We start from the raw sequence: 18,803 nt of genomic DNA on the forward strand, positions 1-18,803 counted from the left end.
TGTTCAAATGGCGATTCAGCGTTTAATTGGTTTTGGGAAAAAAGAAGAGTTTAAGGAAATTTTGGCAATTTTAAGAAAGCAGAATCCTGATAGGATAAGGGTTCTGTGAAATTTGTCGTGTACAGAGATAAATCTGATATTTTTCTTCTTTGGTAAGATGAGTGTAATTCATGATGCAATTTTGACTTTAGTCAGTCGGAAACAGCATGCTAGCTCATCTTGCATCTTTCAATGATTTAATCTCTGTTGCACTTCATTTGAGATTCTAAGTTATTTATGTTTGTTCAGAAAATACAGCAGAACAAGGTTCTGTAGAAATGCTGTTGATTTGTTTCCTAAGCTTATAAATATCTTTATAACTCTCTAGAATGCTAGAGAAATATGTATACAGCACAATATTGAAAAATTCAAAGAAAGACTTTTATAAATTGCTTTGATGTCAAAAAACACCTGATCACGCGGCTTAAGAAGAAAATTTCTATTCATATTCTGATAAAGAAAATTTGAATTTACGGGTCATTAAAGATCAATCCGGTTTAAAGAATAAATAACCTGATTTGCTCCAGCAGTATATAGATTTTTCTGAGTCATATCGAAAAACAGGAACCAAAAATTATGCAGCATCGACTTCAATATTTTCCTATAAAAATCGCATTATCCTGTCTAATCGCTTGTCTGACTCAGATGCTTTATGCCGAAAATGCGGTAACAGAAGTACAAAAACTTGCACCGATTATTGTGCAGGCGACCCGTACTGACCGGGAGCGTTTAAGCACACCCGCTTCAGTGTATTATCTCAATCAGGAACAACAGAACAGCCTGAATGTGAATCTTTCGGAAACCTTAAAGGGTGTTCCAGGGCTACAGCTCAATAATCGTGAAAACTATGCCCAAGATTTGCAAATTTCAATGCGTGGCTTTGGTGCCCGTTCCAGTTTTGGGGTACGCGGCGTGCGTTTATATGTCGATGGAATTCCGGCGACCATGCCGGATGGGCAGGGGCAAACCTCGAATATTGACTTGAACAGTCTGGAGCATATTGAAGTTTTAGGCGGTGCATTTTCATCGCTATATGGTAATTCTTCCGGAGGGACAATTTTAACCACCACACGGGAAGGGCAAGGTGCTGATTCGATCGAACTGGGTCATTCTGCCGGCAGTCAACATAAAGGTCAGACCAAGCTGGTTTTGCAGGGCGGTTCAGAAAATGCCAATGAGCCGAGCTATATGATCAGTTCATCCTATTTTGATACTGACGGTTTTCGGGATCATAGCGGTGCGCATAAAGTTCTGAGTAATGCCAAGCTGACTTGGGATCTGGAGGACGGCTCTAAAATTAACTGGATTAATAATTACGTTAAAATTGCTGCGGATGATCCCGGTGGTTTAACTCGCGAACAGTGGCAAGCCAATCCTAAACAGGTCGCTGAGAATGTCCTTTTATATAATGCACGTAAGGAAACTGAACAGCTGCAAACCGGGATAACCTGGAATAAACCGATCAATGATCAGCATGAACTCTACGGGATGGCCTATTGGGGACAACGGGCAGTGACCCAGTACCAGTCGATTCCTCGTACAGCGCAAGGTGGAGTCAATCATGCCGGTGGCGTGATTGATTTTGACCGTCATTTCTACGGCACTGACCTGCGCTGGACAGGTAAAGATATTTTTCCAAATACTAAACTGATTTCTGGTATTGCCGTGGATGCCATGAGCGAAGAGCGCAAAGGCTACCAAAACTTTGTCGGTGATACCTTGGGGGTAAAAGGTGAACTACGCCGGGATGAAGACAATCGCTTGTGGAATCTTGATCCTTATTTACAAGCATCCTATGCATTCTTGCCAAACGGGACATTCGATGCTGGTTTGCGTTATAGCAATGTGCATTTTAAATCTAAAGATAAATTCCTGTCCAATGGCGATAATTCCGGTAAAACCGATTATCAAAAGTTATTGCCCTCTTTAGCTTTAAGCTGGCAGCCCTTACCCGAATTGATGGCTTATGCCAGTTATGCCCAAGGTTTTGAAACCCCCACATTTACCGAAATGTCTTATCCGGCAAATACTGCTGAAAACCGCAGCTTGAGTTTAAAAGCAGCAGAAAGTGAAAGCTATGAAGTGGGTTTGAAATCTGCTAATGCTTGGGGGGATTTCACCGTAGCCGCCTTTCGGACCAGAACCGAAAATGATATTGTTTCTGCGGGAAATGAGGGTGGGCGCGCTACCTTCCGTAATGCAGATAAAACCTTAAGAGAAGGTGTAGAACTTTCCTGGAACAAAAACCTGTGGCGAGATCTGACAGCACAAGCCAGCTATAGCTATATTGATGCCACTTTTGATGCAGATATTCCTGAACTTCGGAATGATGAAGGAGAGGTTGTAGTATCTAGAGTAGCATCGGGGAACTATATTCCGGGGATTGCCAAAAATCAGGCATTTTTAAGTCTAGGCTGGAAGCCTGAAAATGGTTTAAGGGCTGGCTTTGATGTGCGTTACTCCGACAAGATTTATGTGAATGACTTAAATTCTGATACTGCACCAAGCTACACAGTCGCTGGTGCAAATATTGGCTATCACTGGAAAATGCAGGATTGGGCAGTGAATACTTTTGCACGGGTGGACAATCTGTTGGATAAAGACTATTCGGGTTCAGTCATCGTCAATGAAAGTAATGGTCGTTTCTATGAACCGGCAGAAGGGCGTCATTGGAGTGCGGGGGTGAGTATGACAAAAGTATTTTAATTCAAAGCATTAAAAGTTACTTTATTTTTATGTGTCTAGAAAATAAAAAAACGACAGGTGATTGGTATATTTTGAAATCTGGGTCAAAATATATAAAACTTGCCATTCGCATATTGATTATTTTAATAAGTCCATTTTTTACTGACCTGAAATAAATAAACTAATCACTAACAGTCTTTGCTTAACTTAATAAACGCTTTATATATTGCTTAAAAAAACAACTCAAACATTACACTGTTTTTAATCTAATTCACCTATTTTATAAAGGCAAAATTAATCAATAAAACCTTAAAAGGATGCCATTATGAAAGCTATTTTAATGAAGAAGATGATTCAGTGTGCTGCAGTCAGTGGTGTATTGGTTTTTGCTGCAGGCCAAACTATGGCAATGAATCAACAATCTAAGAATACTGCTCAACAGCATTCCCAAGTGTCGAATGACAGTCGTGTGACTTTAACTGACAGTCAGGTGATTAAGGTATTAAGTACAGCGAACAACGGTGAGATTAAGCAGGCAAAAACAGCCCTGCCTAAACTGAAGACAGATGAAGCCCGCAAGTATGCCCAAATGATGATTAATGATCATTCAGCAAATGAGAAAAAAGCTCAAGCCTTGGCAAATCGTTTAAATTTAACGCCACAAACCAGCACTCTCAGTACTGCATTGCAAAATGATAGTGATAAGGTGGTGGCCAAACTGAGTCAGTCATCCGTAACAGATAAGGACTATATGATGAGTCAAGTTGAAGTCCATCGTAAAGTGGTGACAATGCTCGACAAGCAGTTGATTCCAAATGCTAAAAATATAGAGTTAAAGAATATGCTGACGCAAACCCGTACTGCGGTTGCTGCACATTTGAAGAAAGCTGAACAAATCGTTGAAAAGATGAAATAATTTAATAATCATTCAATAAAAAAACCGCCATTAATGGCGGTTTTTTTATTCATAATATTTAATTAAAGTAGAGAAGAAGTAAGTAAATAGAAAATCTTTTTATTTCAATAGTCATTTGAAATATAGTATTTTTTCTATAGTGGAATGCTTATAATTTAACATGTAAATAACACGTAAAAAGAGATAATAATGCAAGGATCTATTTTAGATTATTCAGTGCAGCATAATACCGGTATTATTAGTGGGGATGATCAGAATCGTTATCAATTTACTGGTAGTGAATGGAGAGGCCAAGCGCTACCAGCACGTGGACAACGTGTAGATTTTGAGGTGTTAGGGCAGGGACAAGCCAAAGACGTTTATTTAGTATCGGCTCCTAATCCCTTTACCAATCAAGTCGGGCAAAAAAATCGAATTGTTGCGGCATTGCTCGCATTTTTCTTGGGTGGATTTGGTATACATAAGTTTTATCTAGGTCGTATCGGTTGGGGAATTGTCTATCTAATTTTCTTCTGGACATTTATTCCGGCAATCATTGCATTTATTGAGTTTATTATGTACCTATGTACTTCCGATGAAGATTTTGCACGAAAGTATGGTTAAGTTTTCATTGAGAGAAAGGGCGATATCGCCCTTTCTTTTTGGTCAAGTTATTTGGCAGGCTGCCCCCATTCATTGGTTTCTTGTTTGGTCTCTGTTGCTAGCCAGATAATTAATAAAATACTGCCAATAAGCGGGATAAGTGCAATTAAAAGCCACCAACCGGATTTATTAATATCATGTAAACGACGTATCGTTACTGCTAAGCCTGGAATAAATAACGCTAAAACTACTAAGGCATAAAGTACAAACTCAGTTCCAATGACTGCATCAATAATTTGAGCAATAATTAATAAAATAAATTGGACTAAGGTAAAAAACCAGAATTCTTTACGACGAGCACGCCCTATAAACGTCGCATAATTTTTTAAACACTTTACAAACCAATCAATCATATTGAATTGTTCTTCAGCTTTATTCTGATCAGAAATTTTGTCTAATTGCTTGGAAATATTTTGTACAGGATTGCTGTGACCTAATGCTGTAAAAATTTGAATGGCATTCCCTGTAGGATCGATATCGAAATCCACTTGATCTCCACGAGCAGGCGGATGCTGTCCACGCCATTCTGCACCGGTGAAATTGTACCGATTTTGGTCGTCGCCACTAATCACACCAGCATTATGCTGCACTGAATAATCTAAAATAACCCCTTTCATTTTCACCCTCTTTCTTTGTGTTTAAATTTATAAATTGTTTTTAAATTCATGTGGATAATATCATAATAGTATATTTAGGCACTTATTTTTTATAATATTTTTAATGTAGATGGTCGGTTTTTTTATGCATTGAATAGGCTATATTTCATATAAAAAATCCCGCTACTGGGGCGGGATTTCACTAAACTTTTTCTTTTTGACTTACCAGCTTAAAGCACCGCCGGTCTGATAATCCGTAACACGCGTCTCAAAGAAATTCTTCTCTTTACGCAAGTCCATCATCTCCGACATCCACTGGAACGGGTTATTCACACCAGCGAACTGTTCAGGCAAACCCAACTGCGCTAGACGACGGTTGGCAATAAACTTCAGATATTCTTCCATCATGCCCGCATTCATACCCAATACACCACGTGGCATCGTGTCACGTGCATATTCGATTTCCAGCATTGTGCCTTCAAGAATCATCTGAATGATTTCTTCCTGGAACTCGGTTGTCCATAGACCCGGGTTTTCGATCTTGATCTGGTTAATCATATCAATACCGAAGTTCAGGTGCATGGATTCATCACGCAAAATGTACTGGAATTGCTCGGCAACACCATTCATCTTGTTACGACGGCCCATCGACAGGATCTGGCTGAAACCGCAGTAGAAGAAAATCCCTTCAAGTACACAGTAGAACGCGATCAGGTTGCGCAGCAGGATCTGGTCATTTTCAGGTGTGCCGGTTTTAAAAGTAGGATCACTTAAAGACTGGGTATATTTCAGACCCCACGCTGCTTTACGTGCCACTGACGGAACTTCGCGGTACATGTTGAAGACTTCGCCTTCATCCATACCGAGCGATTCGATACAATACTGGTAAGCGTGTGTATGAATCGCTTCTTCAAATGCCTGACGCAAGATGTACTGACGGCATTCAGGGTTGGTAATGTGACGGTAAATCGCCAGTACCAGGTTGTTTGCAACCAGTGAATCGGCAGTCGAGAAGAAACCGAGTGAACGCATGACAATGGTACGTTCATCTTCAGTCAGGCCGTTTTCAGATTTCCAAAGTGCGATATCATGGTTCATGTTGACTTCTTGCGGCATCCAGTGGTTTGCACATCCATCAAGATACTTCTGCCAAGCCCATTCGTATTTGAACGGAACAAGCTGGTTCAAGTCGGCACGACAGTTGATCATCGCCTTGTCGTCAACCTGTACACGCTGTGCACCCATTTCAAGCTCTTCCAGACCTGGAGCAACATCAAGTTGTTCTAGGGAAGCAGATGCTCTTGCCAGCGAATCGGTTGGATTTGATCCTCGGTTTTGAGTGGCTCTAAGGGGTTGTGCAGCTGCCACATCCGGCGATGTGTTGCCTGCATCAGATACCACCTGTGAATTAGTCGCTTTTTGCGGCTCGACGGGCGCAGGCTGCTGTTCAGGAGCAGCCGGTTTTTGCGAATCATCTTCGAAATCGTCCCAACTTAGGATAGACATATCAATTCTCTCTACGTTGCTTTATATCTTTTATGAGACATTCAGCTTGGCTGAGATGTCTTACTATACGCTTAATTTGTGTAAGCAAAATTAAGTTTTGTCGATGAATGCTGTGAATTTATACAGCAGCGCTATCCCCACTACTTATTTTGTTTACGCTGCTGGCGTAATTTGAACCAGAAATAAGCAAGTGGTGCGTAAAAGGTAATAGCAAAGGAAATCAGCAATGCCGCAAGTCCTAACATGTAGTTGTGGGTCATATGGGGCATTGAGGTTTCCTTTGTTTTTAATTGAAGTTGAAATCCATTAATGAATTTCAACTAAATAAGCTTTTAAAAAAATATACACACCATCCAAATATGCTTACTCCATAGATTTTGTAAGCAAAGGGTGTTGTTAAACCCTTTAGGATGATCAAGCACATTACTAAAAAAACCATAACTGCTTGAAGAAAGTGCATTTCATTTTCGGAAAGTTGGTACTTCCAACCAAAGATATCTATTTTTTCTTTCATAATTATTTTTTCTAAATAACTATGCCAACGTAGCCTTACGTTTCAAAAAACAGAGAGGCTACAGGCGTAGCCTTTATTCTGACGTAGATACCTTTAGTTAATTACTGACAAGCCTCACAATCAGGGTTGTCAATTGAACATGCCATTGGCACTGGTGCTGCTTGCGCAAAACCATCTTCCTCTGCAGGAACTTCAGATTTTTTCGCTTCAACCACCGGAGCAACTGCCGCAGCAGGAGCAGCAACGGTGGTTGCTTTAACCGCATTCAAGGCGCCAGTATTAATAGTCGATTTTTCAGCAGAAGTTGCACCCAATGCACGTAGGTAATAAGTCGTCTTAAGACCACGTAACCAAGCCATTTTGTAAGTGATGTCCAGTTTTTTACCATTTGCACCAGCGATGTAAAGGTTCAGAGATTGAGCCTGATCGATCCATTTTTGACGGCGTGATGCAGCATCTACGATCCAACGTGTATCTACTTCAAATGCAGTCGCGAAGATGGCTTTAAGCTCTTCAGGAATACGGGAAATCTTCTGTACAGAGCCTTCGAAATGTTTCAGGTCGTTGACCATTACTGCATCCCAAAGGTCACGTTCTTTCAACGCACGTACCAGGTACGGGTTAATCACGGTGAACTCGCCAGACAGATTCGATTTCACATACAAGTTCTGGAAAGTAGGCTCAATCGATTGAGACACGCCACAAATGTTAGAAATCGTTGCAGTCGGAGCAATTGCCATCACGTTTGAGTTACGCATACCGTCTTTTTGAACTTTGGCACGTAACGTGTCCCAATCCAAACGTTGAGTGCGGTCTACTTCGAACATACGTTCAGGACGTGTTTTCGCAACCAGATCCAGTGAGTCGATTGGTAAAATACCCTGATCCCACAATGAACCTTTAAATGTCTCATAGGTACCACGTTCAACAGCCAAATCACTTGAAGTTGAAATCGCGTAGTACGAAATCACTTCCATTGATTCATCAGCAAACTCAACCGCCGCGTCAGAACCATAGGCCAGATTCATTTCGTATAAAGCATCCTGGAAGCCCATGATACCCATACCGACTGGACGATGTTTCAGGTTTGAATTACGTGCTTGTGGAACAGCGTAGTAGTTGATGTCAATCACGTTGTCGAGCATACGCACAGCCGTTTTTACTGTACGTGCCAGTTTTTCGCGATCCAGTACACCGCCTTGCACGTGTTGAACCAGGTTGATCGAACCTAAGTTACATACCGCGATTTCTTCTTTGCTGGTGTTCAACGTAATTTCGGTACACAAGTTAGAAGAATGCACTACACCAACGTGTTGCTGTGGTGAACGTAAGTTACATACGTCTTTGAAGGTGATCCATGGGTGACCAGTTTCAAACAACATCGACAGCATTTTGCGCCACAAATCTTTTGCACGGATTTTCTTGTGCAGCATGTTTGTTTCTTTGGCAATACCTTCGTAGTAAGCATAACGCTCAGCGAATTCTGCACCGGTCAAATCATGTAGATCTGGGGTTTCAGAAGGTGTGAACAATGTCCATTCCGCATCTTCAAATACACGTTGCATGAACAGGTCAGGAACCCAGTTCGCTGTGTTCATGTCGTGGGTACGACGACGGTCATCACCGGTGTTTTTACGAAGTTCCAGGAATTCTTCAATGTCCAGGTGCCAGGTTTCAAGATATGCACAAACTGCACCTTTACGCTTGCCACCTTGGTTGACCGCAACAGCCGTATCGTTCGCGACTTTAAGGAATGGAACTACACCTTGCGACTTACCATTGGTGCCTTTGATGTAAGAGTTTAAAGCACGCACTGGTGTCCAGTCGTTACCCAAACCGCCTGCCCATTTAGACAGCATGGCGTTATCACGCATTGCGCCATAAATATCATACAGGTCATCATCAATGGTGGTTAAGTAGCAGCTCGACAATTGTGGACGAAGCGTACCTGAGTTAAACAGGGTAGGCGTCGATGCCATATAGTCGAAGCTAGACAACAAGTTATAGAACTCGATGGCACGTTCTTCACGGTTTTCTTCATTGAGCGACAAGCCCATAGATACACGCATAAAGAACAATTGCGGCAATTCGAAACGTACGCCATCGGAATGGATGAAGTAGCGGTCAAATAAAGTCTGTAGACCTAGGTAGGTAAACTGGTTTGAGCGTTCTGGTTGAATCGCCGCTGCCAGTTTCGCCAGATCAAAGTTAAGCAGTTCTGGTGAAATAAGCTCAAGCTCAATCCCTTTTTTCAGGAAAGTTTCAAGTGCTTCACCTTCATGCGTATCCGTAGGTAGACCCAGGAATTTCAAACCAGTCGCCACCAGATCATCACGCAACAAACGTGCGGTCACATAGGTATAGTTCGGCTCTTGCTCGATCCGGGTACGGGTCGCCATCATCATAGTGGTGGAGATGTCAGACTCTTTTACACCGTTGTACAGGTTTTTCACGGTCTCATCGACAATGGCTTGTACATCAATTCCTTCAAGGCCTTCTGCTGCTTTAGTAACATGCGCAGTTAAAGCACTTAAATCAAGTGGCTTAAGTTGGCCTTCAGCATCGGTAATTTGCAGGGTCGGATGATGGTGTGCACCTAACTGTTTACGTGCTTCAGAACGTTGTTCACGGTAAATGACATAAGAGCGTGCAACTTTCTGTTCGCCCGTACGCATTAGCGCAAGTTCAACTTGGTCTTGAATTTCTTCGATATGAATCGTTCCGCCAGAAGGTAAACGACGTTTAAAGGTATTCAGTACCATTTCCGTCAGTTGCTCGATACGATCATGGATTCGGCTCGAGTCAGCGCTTTGCTGGCCTTCAACCGCCAAAAACGCTTTACCAATTGCGACAGAAATTTTTTCTGCATCAAAAGCGGCAACATCACCGGTGCGTTTAATCACCTGAAGTTGACCAGGAGTTGAAGTGATTACGCTCATGTTAGCATAGCTCCATTGTCATCTATTTTTATGTTTATGGACCGTTTGAACTGGGCAAGTTTCATGCACAGTGTTTGAGGAATAAACACAAGACCTAGTGGTTTTAAAATTAATTGAACACAAGATACGGGAAAATTTAGGGTAGATCAATATTGACATTTAGCTAAATATTTTTCTTAAGTTTTGCTTTAATCCTTGTAAAAATATCGCTATTTTTATTGATTTTTGTATAAGCCTTATCAGGCAAGGCATAGCATAACAAAGTCCCGGGAAAGTGCTTATAGATAACATTGTGGATAACTAAAAAGTGCTGAATCAAGCAGTCATATTTTGTTCATGTAATAGTTGTGTAAATCACAAATCAGATCTAAATCACTGTTTCAAGCATAGTTGCCCAAAAAATGCACGATAAAATATTACAAAATGCTATCTTGATGTATCAGTTTGGTGAACGTTATCTTGTTTACAATGTAAACGTGTGTATATTGCAAGCATATTAAAAACGTATCTATTGGATTTCAAAAGGATACGCCTATAGCGTAGATCCACCAAATAAGGGGCAATACATGAGCCAAGAAGAAAAGTTACCCAAGATTTTAATTGTTGAAGATGATGAGCGTCTTGCTCGTTTAACGCAAGAATACCTCATTCGTAATGGACTTGAGGTTGGGGTGGAGCCGGATGGTAACCGGGCCATTCGCCGGATTATCGCTGAGCAGCCAGATATGGTGGTGCTGGATGTGATGTTACCAGGAGCGGATGGTTTGACCATTTGTCGTGAAGTGCGCCCGCATTATCATCAACCGATCTTGATGTTGACTGCGCGTACTGAGGACATGGATCAGGTCTTGGGTCTGGAAATGGGTGCCGATGACTATGTCGCTAAACCGGTACAACCACGTGTATTGCTGGCACGTATTCGTGCATTACTGCGTCGTACGGACAAGGTGCCTGAAGATGAAGTGGCACAGCGTATCGAATTTGATGATCTGGTCATCGACAATGGTGGTCGTTCAGTCACTTTAAATGGTGATCTGGTTGATTTTACCAGTGCGGAATATGACCTATTGTGGTTGCTTGCATCAAATGCTGGCCGTATTCTTTCCCGCGAAGATATTTTCGAGCGTTTACGTGGCATCGAATATGATGGTCAGGATCGTTCAATCGATGTGCGTATTTCGCGTATCCGTCCAAAAATTGGTGACGATCCAGAGAATCCGAAGCGTATTAAAACCGTGCGTAGTAAAGGTTATCTATTCGTTAAAGAAACTAATGGTATTTAAGCAAATGTACGTTGTTGCTTGAACGAGCGGGATAAACTATAGGTGTTTAAACACAGTATATTTTTGCGTATATACGCAGGACTCGTCATCCTTGTCGTGTTGGTGGCTGTGTTCGGCTATCTGTTGGTACAGATTATCAACTATCAGCGTGCGCAAGAATATCGTGAGTCTCTGACTGATGGTATGGCCTATATCATCAGTGAGGGGGTCGCGCGCCAGCCAAATCTTCAGCAAAAGATGGATTGGGTTTCCGATGCTTCTGATTTGCTGGAATTGCCAATTCACTATGTAGAAGCCAGTAAGGTGGATATCACCCGTGCTGAAGGTCGCCGTATTGCCGATCGTAAAGCCGTGGTGCGCTGGGATGCCAAAACCGGCATTGCCTATATTGTGGTGGGGCTGCGCGATGACCCGAATCATTACCTGTATATAAAGGCCGACAGTATTACCGAGCGCCAGATGAAGGCGCTGCCGGTCTTTATTCTGGATTATCTGGTCTATTATCCGGGTCAGGAAAAAGAATATCTGTCCGCTATTCAGGATCATTTTTCTTATCCGGTATCGATTGAAAACGTACAGAGCTTACCTTTAGATTCCGAGCAGATCGGGCGCTTGCGTCTTGATCACAGTATTATCCTGTATCGGGATAGTGCCTCAATCCGTGGCACCACCATTTCAATTATTTCGCCAATTCCAGGTTCGACCTCACAAGTCTTGGTGATGGGGCCGGTGCCATTGTTTAACTGGATGCCATTCCAGTTAGCGACTGGTATTACCTTATTGAGCCTGTTTGTGCTGAGTCTGGGGGTGTATGGTTTGCTGGTGCCAATGCAGCGCAAGTTGCGTGAAGTCAGCTATGCCTTAAACAAAATGAAAACCGGTAATATGTCATTGCGTCTTCCTGTAGAAGGAAGTGATGAAATGGCAACGCTGGCCTCTAGCTTTAACAATATGTCTGATCATATTCAGCGCCTGATTGAAGCCCAGCGTGAATTGATGCGTGCGGTTTCACATGAACTTCGTACACCAGTGGCGCGGATTCGTTTTGGTGTGGAAATGATGGCAGATGAAGATGATTACGATTATCGTCTGCAACAGGTCGAACAGATTGATAAAGATATTGAGGCGCTGAATACCCTGATTGACGAGATCATGACCTATGCCAAGCTAGAACAGGGCATGCCTTCGATCGAGTTTGAAAAGGTCAATCTGTTTGAAGTGCTGAATCAGGTAGCTCTGGAAACTGAAGCATTAAAAACCCAGAAAATCATTGAGCTACATTCAATGCCTGATGTGGTGGTTGAGGCAGAACGCCGTTATCTGCATCGCGTAATTCAGAATCTGGTCGGCAATGCGGTACGTTATTGCGACAATAAGGTGCTGATCAGTGGTGGTCTGGATCAGGATGGTCAGGCTTATGTCTCTGTTGAAGATGATGGCCCGGGAATTCCGGAAGTGGATCGTGCCCGGGTCTTTGAAGCCTTTGCCCGGCTGGATGACAGCCGCACCCGTGCTTCGGGTGGCTATGGTTTGGGTTTATCCATTGTCAGCCGGATTGCATACTGGTTTGGTGGCAAGATTCATGTGGATCAAAGTCCGAGCTTGGGTGGTGCGCGCTTTATCATGAGCTGGCCTGCACAGCGTTATGTAAAGAAGAGCAAGCGCAAGTTGGCAGAAAAGACTGAGGAAATCAGTGATCATTCAGCTTGATGTTATATAAATGCTTTTGAGTTATAAAAAAAACGATGCCTGAGCATCGTTTTTTTATTGGGGAAGAATTTTATTCCTGAATGGTGGCATCCGGCTCAATCAATGGTTTGCCTTCTTTTAGGCCATGCAGGGCTTCAGGATTGAAGTCGATCATTAGCTTGGTATTTTTTCCATCAATGCTATAGCGCTGGATCAGCCTCTGATCACCAGATAAAGTTTCTACTTTGTATTCATCGGCAATATTCATGATGCCATCCAGATTAATGCTGGAAGAGGCATGATCCTCTTGAAACAGTGCATGGATATCGCGCAAGTCAAAAGCGACCTGACTTATATTGGGGTGTTTCTGGACATAATCTTGGATATGTCGCACCAGTAACTGGGCAAATAAAAAATAATTCGGCTTATGCGAGAAGCGTAGAGACATGCAAGGACTCCTTATTGTTACTTTATTAATGTCATTATGTGGCTTAGAAATACAAATAACATATTCTGAATCAGTCTGTTGGGTGTGTTGCAAAAAGATACAATTGCTTGCCTTGAGTGAGGCTGGGCTTAAAGTGCTTTAATCCAAGTTAAAATGTGAAAATCATGTTAAATATCAAATTAAATCAAAAGCTTTATACGCTGAAAGTTATGGATAGAATAAGTTTTTGTCTGATTTTTCTTTGCTTTGGCCGTGAAAGGGGCTATATCTAAGCCAGAGGCCAAGCAAGAATGATCTGAAATGGATTTATTTTTCAGGAATGCTGTTTATAGAAAAATTAATAGAAAATTAAAACTTAATCCAATAAAACGATTAAATCGGATGTTGAGAGATCAAACGCAAATTAAATGCTGAAATGCCTAAAAAATCATCCGAAAGACTAAGGCTTATAAACTAGCAAGTGAAATCCAAAATCAGGTACAATTGGCGGGATTAATTTTGTGTTTGGTGTATTTGAAGGCCAATACATACATTCTTTGTTAACAAATAGGCCTGCCAGGAGTTATCCCCGCATGAGTGCTATTACTCCATACGAATGGGCAATTATTGCCTTCGTGATCGGCGTTACATTTTTATGCGTCTTTATGCTGACCGTCCCATTACTCCTCGGGGGTAAATCATGGGGCCGTGCCAAGCAGGAGCAGTTTGAGTCAGGTGTTGTTGGTGCAGGTGGGGCTCGTATCCGCTTGTCTGCAAAGTTCTATTTAGTTGCAATTTTCTTCGTGGTGTTTGATTTAGAAGCACTTTATCTATATGCATGGGCGGTTTCTGTTCGTGAAGTAGGTTGGATTGGTTTTGCAACTGCAGCTATCTTTATTTTAGTTTTACTTGTTGGTTTGGTTTACGAATTATCCACAGGCGCACTCAACTGGGCACCTTCAGACAAACGTAAAGCCGCAGGAATTAAAGCTAAGATTGGTTCGCCAAATATGGATCTAGCAGAAATTACGCGCTTTAACTCAATTGAAGAATTGGTAATCGACCCTACAGGTCAAATCCCAGCTCAATCCTCTGGTCGTGTGAAAAGCTCACCGGCTAAATCATCTGATAAGGAGTAAGACGGGATGAAATATACATTAACCCGTGCGAATCCGGATGCTGATCAATATCCACTTCAAGAGCGTATCCTTGTAGAAGATCCGTTACTTGAAGAAGAAGTGAATAAGAATGTATTCATGACTCGTTTAGAGGATGTGGTACATACAGCAGTCAACTGGGGTCGTAAAAACTCAGTTTGGCCGTTTAACTTTGGTACATCATGCTGCTATGTAGAGTATGCGACGACCTTAACCGGTGTGCATGACTTGTCACGTTTTGGTGCCGAGGTGATTCGTGCTTCACCGCGTCAGGCGGATTTAATGATTGTGGCGGGTACCTGCTTTGTGAAAATGGCGCCTGTCATTCAACGTTTGTATGAACAGATGCTTGAACCGAAATGGGTCATTTCAATGGGGGCATGTGCCAACTCAGGTGGGATGTACGACATTTATTCAGTGGTACAAGGTGTGGATAAAATCATCCCGGTCGATGTTTATGTTCCCGGCTGCCCACCACGTCCTGAAGCTTTGATTCAGGCATTAATGCTGTTGCAAGACCAGATTCAACTCGAGCGTCGTCCGCTTTCTGCGGTGATCGGAGATGATCTTAAGCCAGTGTATAAGCCAAAGATGATGCCGGAACGTGACCGTAAGAAAGATCAGCGTGTTGCTGTGAAGAACTTGCGCTCTATGGATGAAATTAAATAATTTAAACGACTGGTCTTTTTTGCTGCACCCGCTATGGGTGTAATTGTCGTTTAGGTTGACTGAATTTGTATTAAATAGGAAGCCAAGCCAATGGCTGAAACTGACATTGCTATGCCAGAATCAACACCAGTTGATTCACGCCCAGCATTTGCCATCATTGAAGAACTCAAAACCAAATTTGGTGAGAACTTCTATGTGCAAACGACTTTCGAGGATTTCCCGACAGTCTGGGTTGAGCGCGCACGTGTACAAGAAGTTTTAATGTTCTTGCGTACAGTATCACGTCCTTACGTGATGTTGTTCGACTTGTCTGCGGTAGATGAGCGTCTGCGTACGCACCGCGACGGTTTACCTGCGTCTGACTTCACAGTGTTCTACCACTTGTTGTCGCTCGAGCGTAATACTGACATTCGTATTAAGGTTGCCTTAGCTGAAAGTGATCTGAATCTTCCGACGGCAACCAACATCTGGCCAAATGCCAACTGGTACGAACGTGAAGCTTACGATATGTTTGGGATCAATTTCGAAGGGCATCCAATGCTCCGTCGTATCTTGTTGCCAACCTATTGGGAAGGTCATCCGCTACGTAAAGAATATTCTGCACGTGCGACTGAATATACCCCGTATTTGCAAGACAAGGCCAAGCAGGACTACGAACAGGAACATCTGCGTTTCGTGCCTGAAGATTGGGGTATGAAGCGCGGTAATGCCGATGAAGACTTCATGTTCCTGAACTTGGGGCCTAACCATCCATCTGCGCACGGTGCATTCCGTGTGATTTTGCAGCTGGACGGCGAAGAAGTGAAAGACTGTGTGCCTGATATCGGTTATCACCACCGTGGTGTGGAAAAGATGGCTGAACGTCAAACCTGGCATTCATTCATTCCGTATACAGACCGTGTCGACTACTTGGGTGGTTGTGCACAAAACATGCCTTATGTGATGGGCGTGGAGCAAATGGCGGGCATTACTGTACCGGACCGTGCGCAATGTATCCGTGTGATGATGTCGGAATTGTTCCGTATCAATAACCACTTGTTGTTTATTGGTACTGCAATTCAGGATGCCGGCGGTATGACCCCAGTATTCTATATGTTCGCTGACCGTCAAAAGATTTATGACGCGATTGAAGCGATCACGGGTTACCGTATGCACCCAGCTTGGTTCCGTATCGGGGGTACTGCGCATGACCTGCCAAACAACTGGCAGCACCTCATTCGCGAAATCCTGGACTGGATGCCGAAACGCATGAATGAATACTACACAGCTGCTTTACGCAACTCGGTATTCATGGGTCGTACCCAAGGTGTAGCACAATATGACGCTAAATCTGCATTGGCTTGGGGTGTAACCGGTACTGGTCTTCGTGCAACAGGTATTGACTTTGACGTTCGTAAATATCGTCCGTATAGCGGCTACGAAAATTACGATTTCGAGGTTCCTTTAGAGTACGAAGGCGATGCTTATGCACGTGTCATGGTTCACTTCCGTGAAATCGAAGAATCACTGAAAATCGTCAAGCAATGTCTAGACAACATGCCGTCTGGTGCGTACAAAGCAGACCATCCACTGGCTGTTCCACCACCAAAAGACAAGACATTACAAGATATTGAAACCTTGATTACGCACTTCTTAAGCGTATCTTGGGGTCCTGTAATGCCGGCGGGTGAAGCATCTGTGATGGCGGAAGTGGTGAAAGGTGCGTCGAACTACTACTTGACTTCAGACAAGTCAACCATGAGTTACCGTACCCGTATTCGTACACCAACCTTCACGCATTTACAGCAAATGCCTTCTGTGATTAACGGCAGCCTCATGTCTGACTTAATCATTTATTTAGCGACCATTGACGTCGTAATGGCTGACGTGGATCGCTAAGGGGTAAACGCATTATGATGATTTTGACTGATAAAAAGCCACGTGTGAACGTTGAAGGAATTTTGACTGCGGACGAAATTCACGATATCGAACATCACATGGGGCACTATCCATACCCACGTGCGGCGTGTCTGGACGCGCTAAAGTGTGTACAACGCCGTAATGGCTGGGTAGATGATGCGCAAATGAATGCCATCGCGCAAATGCTGAGCATGAGCGTTGCAGATCTGGAAGGTGTGGCAACCTTCTATAACCGTATTTACCGTCAGCCGGTCGGGCGTCACGTAATTTTGTTATGTGATTCGATTGCGTGCTTCTTGATGGGTGCGGAAACTTTGGCAGAAGCATTCCAGCGCGAATTAGGCATTCAGTTTGGTCAAACGACTGCAGATGGTCGCTTTACCTTGTTGCCAATTTGCTGTCTGGGCAACTGTGACAAAGGCCCAACCTTAATGATTGATGAAGACACGCACGGTCTGGTTGAAGTGACTTCGGTGAAACAGCTGTTGGAGAAGTATGTATGAATACTGAACCAAAACCAATTTATGGCGACGGTAACCCGGAAACGCATCCACTCACATGGCGTTTAAGCAAACAAGCGAACGTACGTAATGCCGATGATTACGAAGCGCTCGAAGGTTATGCAGGCTTTAAAAAAGCCCTGTCGATGTCGCCTAAAGATGTATTGGACGTGGTGAAGGCAGCGACTGTTAAAGGTCGTGGTGGTGCAGGCTTCCCGGCAGGCATCAAATGGTCACTAATGGCGCCAAATGACAATTCAGGTCCACGTTACCTGATTTGTAATGCCGATGAGATGGAACCAGGTACCTTCAAAGACCGTTTGTTGATGGAAGATCTTCCACATCAACTGATCGAAGGGATGCTGATCGCGGGTTATACGCTTGAAGCAACCCATGGTTATATCTTTATCCGTGGCGAGTACATCGAAGCGGCTCAGTACTTAAATGAAGCGCTTGAGCAAGTTCGTGCCAAAGGTTACTTAGGGGATAACATTCTGGGTACTGGCTGGAACTTCGAGTTACACGTGCATACCGGTGCAGGTCGTTATATCTGTGGTGAAGAAACTGCATTGATTAACTCGCTTGAAGGCCGTCGTGCCAACCCGCGTACCAAACCGCCATTCCCGCAAGTTGCAGGTGCTTGGGGTCGTCCTACGATTGTCAACAACGTAGAGACCTACAACAACTTACCCGCCATCATGCTGCGTGGCCCTGAATGGTATATCGGCTTGTCTGCGGGCAAATCGAAAGATCCAGGTACGAAAATCTATGGTGCATCAGGTAAAGTGAAATTCCCGGGTCTATGGGAATTGCCTTTTGGTACGACTGCGCGTGAAGTGATTGAAGATCACGCGGGTGGTATGCGCGATGGTTTAACGCTGAAAGCATGGTTACCGGGTGGTGCATCAACGGACTTCCTGGCGGCCGAGCATATCGATCTTCCGATGGATGCGGAAAGCATCATGAAAGCAGGTTCTCGTTTGGGAACATGTCTGCTCATGGTGGTTGATGAAACCCAATGTATGGTTTCAGCAACACGTAACCTAGAAGAATTCTTTGCACGCGAATCATGTGGTTTCTGTACCCCTTGCCGTGATGGCTTGCCTTGGGCAGTGAAAGCGTTAAAAGCGCTGGAAAATGGCACAGGTAAACAGGAAGATATCGATCACTTACAAGAGTTAACGCGTAAGCTTTGGATCGGTAAAACTTTCTGTGCCCACGCACCGGGTGCAATGGAACCGCTCATGGGCGCACTCAAACATTTCCGTGGCGAATTTGAAGCGAAGGTGGTGAATGCCGCTGCTCAAGTTAGCTCCGTAGAACAAGCTTAAGGAATTCGACT

15 protein-coding genes are annotated in these 18,803 nt (G+C 43.4%); 10 read left to right on the top strand and 5 right to left on the bottom strand.

Annotated features, from left to right (window positions below):
• The first annotated feature begins 615 nt into the window (after window positions 1-615).
• From FTV29_RS08360 to FTV29_RS08370, 3 genes are all read left to right on the top strand, one after another.
• Window positions 616-2,745: a TonB-dependent receptor gene (locus FTV29_RS08360; RefSeq protein WP_180075352.1), complete on the top strand. Its 2,130-nt coding sequence runs from the start codon at window positions 616-618 to the stop codon at window positions 2,743-2,745.
• A 304-nt stretch (window positions 2,746-3,049) separates the two neighbouring features.
• On the top strand, window positions 3,050-3,640 hold the full coding sequence (locus tag FTV29_RS08365; protein WP_180075353.1) for a DUF4142 domain-containing protein: 591 nt from the start codon (window positions 3,050-3,052) through the stop codon (window positions 3,638-3,640).
• 189 nt (window positions 3,641-3,829) lie between these two features.
• Window positions 3,830-4,243, top strand: a complete 414-nt coding sequence (locus FTV29_RS08370; protein ID WP_005169598.1) for a TM2 domain-containing protein — start codon at window positions 3,830-3,832, stop codon at window positions 4,241-4,243.
• A 47-nt stretch (window positions 4,244-4,290) separates the two neighbouring features.
• Here the strand turns inward: FTV29_RS08370 and FTV29_RS08375 are convergent, their stop codons facing one another.
• The 4 genes from FTV29_RS08375 to FTV29_RS08385 form a co-directional block, all read right to left on the bottom strand.
• Complete coding sequence (locus tag FTV29_RS08375) at window positions 4,291-4,899, bottom strand: DUF805 domain-containing protein (protein ID WP_005169600.1); 609 nt, start codon at window positions 4,897-4,899, stop codon at window positions 4,291-4,293.
• A 201-nt stretch (window positions 4,900-5,100) separates the two neighbouring features.
• Complete coding sequence (locus FTV29_RS08380) at window positions 5,101-6,384, bottom strand: ribonucleotide-diphosphate reductase subunit beta (protein ID WP_180075354.1); 1,284 nt, start codon at window positions 6,382-6,384, stop codon at window positions 5,101-5,103.
• A gap of 140 nt (window positions 6,385-6,524) precedes the next feature.
• Window positions 6,525-6,653, bottom strand: coding sequence for a hypothetical protein (locus tag FTV29_RS15295; RefSeq protein ID WP_005169615.1), 129 nt, complete (start codon window positions 6,651-6,653; stop codon window positions 6,525-6,527).
• Between the two features lie 346 nt (window positions 6,654-6,999).
• Complete coding sequence (locus FTV29_RS08385; protein ID WP_180075355.1) at window positions 7,000-9,837, bottom strand: ribonucleoside-diphosphate reductase subunit alpha; 2,838 nt, start codon at window positions 9,835-9,837, stop codon at window positions 7,000-7,002.
• 566 nt (window positions 9,838-10,403) lie between these two features.
• Between FTV29_RS08385 and bfmR the strand changes: the two genes are divergently transcribed.
• Together bfmR and bfmS are read left to right on the top strand one after the other, a co-directional pair.
• Window positions 10,404-11,120, top strand: coding sequence for a response regulator transcription factor BfmR (bfmR, locus tag FTV29_RS08390; protein ID WP_005097931.1), 717 nt, complete (start codon window positions 10,404-10,406; stop codon window positions 11,118-11,120).
• Window positions 11,121-11,162: 42 nt separating this feature from the next.
• On the top strand, window positions 11,163-12,830 hold the full coding sequence (gene bfmS, locus FTV29_RS08395; RefSeq protein WP_005097929.1) for a sensor histidine kinase BfmS: 1,668 nt from the start codon (window positions 11,163-11,165) through the stop codon (window positions 12,828-12,830).
• A 70-nt stretch (window positions 12,831-12,900) separates the two neighbouring features.
• Here bfmS and FTV29_RS08400 read toward each other — a convergent pair whose 3' ends face one another.
• On the bottom strand, window positions 12,901-13,257 hold the full coding sequence (locus FTV29_RS08400; RefSeq protein WP_100329152.1) for a hypothetical protein: 357 nt from the start codon (window positions 13,255-13,257) through the stop codon (window positions 12,901-12,903).
• 572 nt (window positions 13,258-13,829) lie between these two features.
• Here FTV29_RS08400 and ndhC point away from each other — a divergent pair.
• The 5 genes from ndhC (at window position 13,830) to nuoF (ending at window position 18,792) form a co-directional block, all read left to right on the top strand.
• Entirely contained in the window at window positions 13,830-14,375 is a 546-nt protein-coding gene (gene ndhC / locus FTV29_RS08405) for an NADH-quinone oxidoreductase subunit A (protein WP_005097926.1), read from the top strand.
• 6 nt (window positions 14,376-14,381) lie between these two features.
• The gene (locus tag FTV29_RS08410) at window positions 14,382-15,062 is read left to right on the top strand and encodes an NADH-quinone oxidoreductase subunit B family protein (RefSeq protein ID WP_005097925.1); all 681 of its coding nucleotides are present in this window, start codon (window positions 14,382-14,384) and stop codon (window positions 15,060-15,062) included.
• A gap of 90 nt (window positions 15,063-15,152) precedes the next feature.
• A complete protein-coding gene (gene nuoC, locus FTV29_RS08415; RefSeq protein ID WP_005097924.1) occupies window positions 15,153-16,940 on the top strand; it encodes an NADH-quinone oxidoreductase subunit C/D in 1,788 nt (595 codons plus the stop codon).
• A gap of 14 nt (window positions 16,941-16,954) precedes the next feature.
• On the top strand, window positions 16,955-17,464 hold the full coding sequence (nuoE, locus tag FTV29_RS08420; protein WP_004280775.1) for an NADH-quinone oxidoreductase subunit NuoE: 510 nt from the start codon (window positions 16,955-16,957) through the stop codon (window positions 17,462-17,464).
• Complete coding sequence (gene nuoF, locus FTV29_RS08425) at window positions 17,461-18,792, top strand: NADH-quinone oxidoreductase subunit NuoF (RefSeq protein ID WP_005097923.1); 1,332 nt, start codon at window positions 17,461-17,463, stop codon at window positions 18,790-18,792. Before nuoE ends, nuoF begins: the two co-directional genes overlap by 4 nt.
• The last annotated feature ends 11 nt before the right edge of the window (window positions 18,793-18,803 follow it).

It is taken from the genome of Acinetobacter sp. YH12254, assembly GCF_013417415.1.
Lineage (GTDB): Bacteria > Pseudomonadota > Gammaproteobacteria > Pseudomonadales > Moraxellaceae > Acinetobacter > Acinetobacter pseudolwoffii.

Excerpts from the sequence above, each read along its gene's own strand:
- FTV29_RS08360 (WP_180075352.1), top strand. The coding sequence starts at position 616 with ATGCAGCATCGACTTCAATATTTTCCTATAAAAATCGCATTATCCTGT.
- FTV29_RS08365 (WP_180075353.1), top strand. The coding sequence starts at position 3,050 with ATGAAAGCTATTTTAATGAAGAAGATGATTCAGTGTGCTGCAGTCAGT.
- FTV29_RS08370 (WP_005169598.1), top strand. The coding sequence starts at position 3,830 with ATGCAAGGATCTATTTTAGATTATTCAGTGCAGCATAATACCGGTATT.
- FTV29_RS08375 (WP_005169600.1), bottom strand. The coding sequence starts at position 4,899 with ATGAAAGGGGTTATTTTAGATTATTCAGTGCAGCATAATGCTGGTGTG.
- FTV29_RS08380 (WP_180075354.1), bottom strand. The coding sequence starts at position 6,384 with ATGTCTATCCTAAGTTGGGACGATTTCGAAGATGATTCGCAAAAACCG.
- FTV29_RS15295 (WP_005169615.1), bottom strand. The coding sequence starts at position 6,653 with ATGCCCCATATGACCCACAACTACATGTTAGGACTTGCGGCATTGCTG.
- FTV29_RS08385 (WP_180075355.1), bottom strand. The coding sequence starts at position 9,837 with ATGAGCGTAATCACTTCAACTCCTGGTCAACTTCAGGTGATTAAACGC.
- bfmR (WP_005097931.1), top strand. The coding sequence starts at position 10,404 with ATGAGCCAAGAAGAAAAGTTACCCAAGATTTTAATTGTTGAAGATGAT.
- FTV29_RS08400 (WP_100329152.1), bottom strand. The coding sequence starts at position 13,257 with ATGTCTCTACGCTTCTCGCATAAGCCGAATTATTTTTTATTTGCCCAG.
- ndhC (WP_005097926.1), top strand. The coding sequence starts at position 13,830 with ATGAGTGCTATTACTCCATACGAATGGGCAATTATTGCCTTCGTGATC.
- FTV29_RS08410 (WP_005097925.1), top strand. The coding sequence starts at position 14,382 with ATGAAATATACATTAACCCGTGCGAATCCGGATGCTGATCAATATCCA.
- nuoC (WP_005097924.1), top strand. The coding sequence starts at position 15,153 with ATGGCTGAAACTGACATTGCTATGCCAGAATCAACACCAGTTGATTCA.
- nuoE (WP_004280775.1), top strand. The coding sequence starts at position 16,955 with ATGATGATTTTGACTGATAAAAAGCCACGTGTGAACGTTGAAGGAATT.
- nuoF (WP_005097923.1), top strand. The coding sequence starts at position 17,461 with ATGAATACTGAACCAAAACCAATTTATGGCGACGGTAACCCGGAAACG.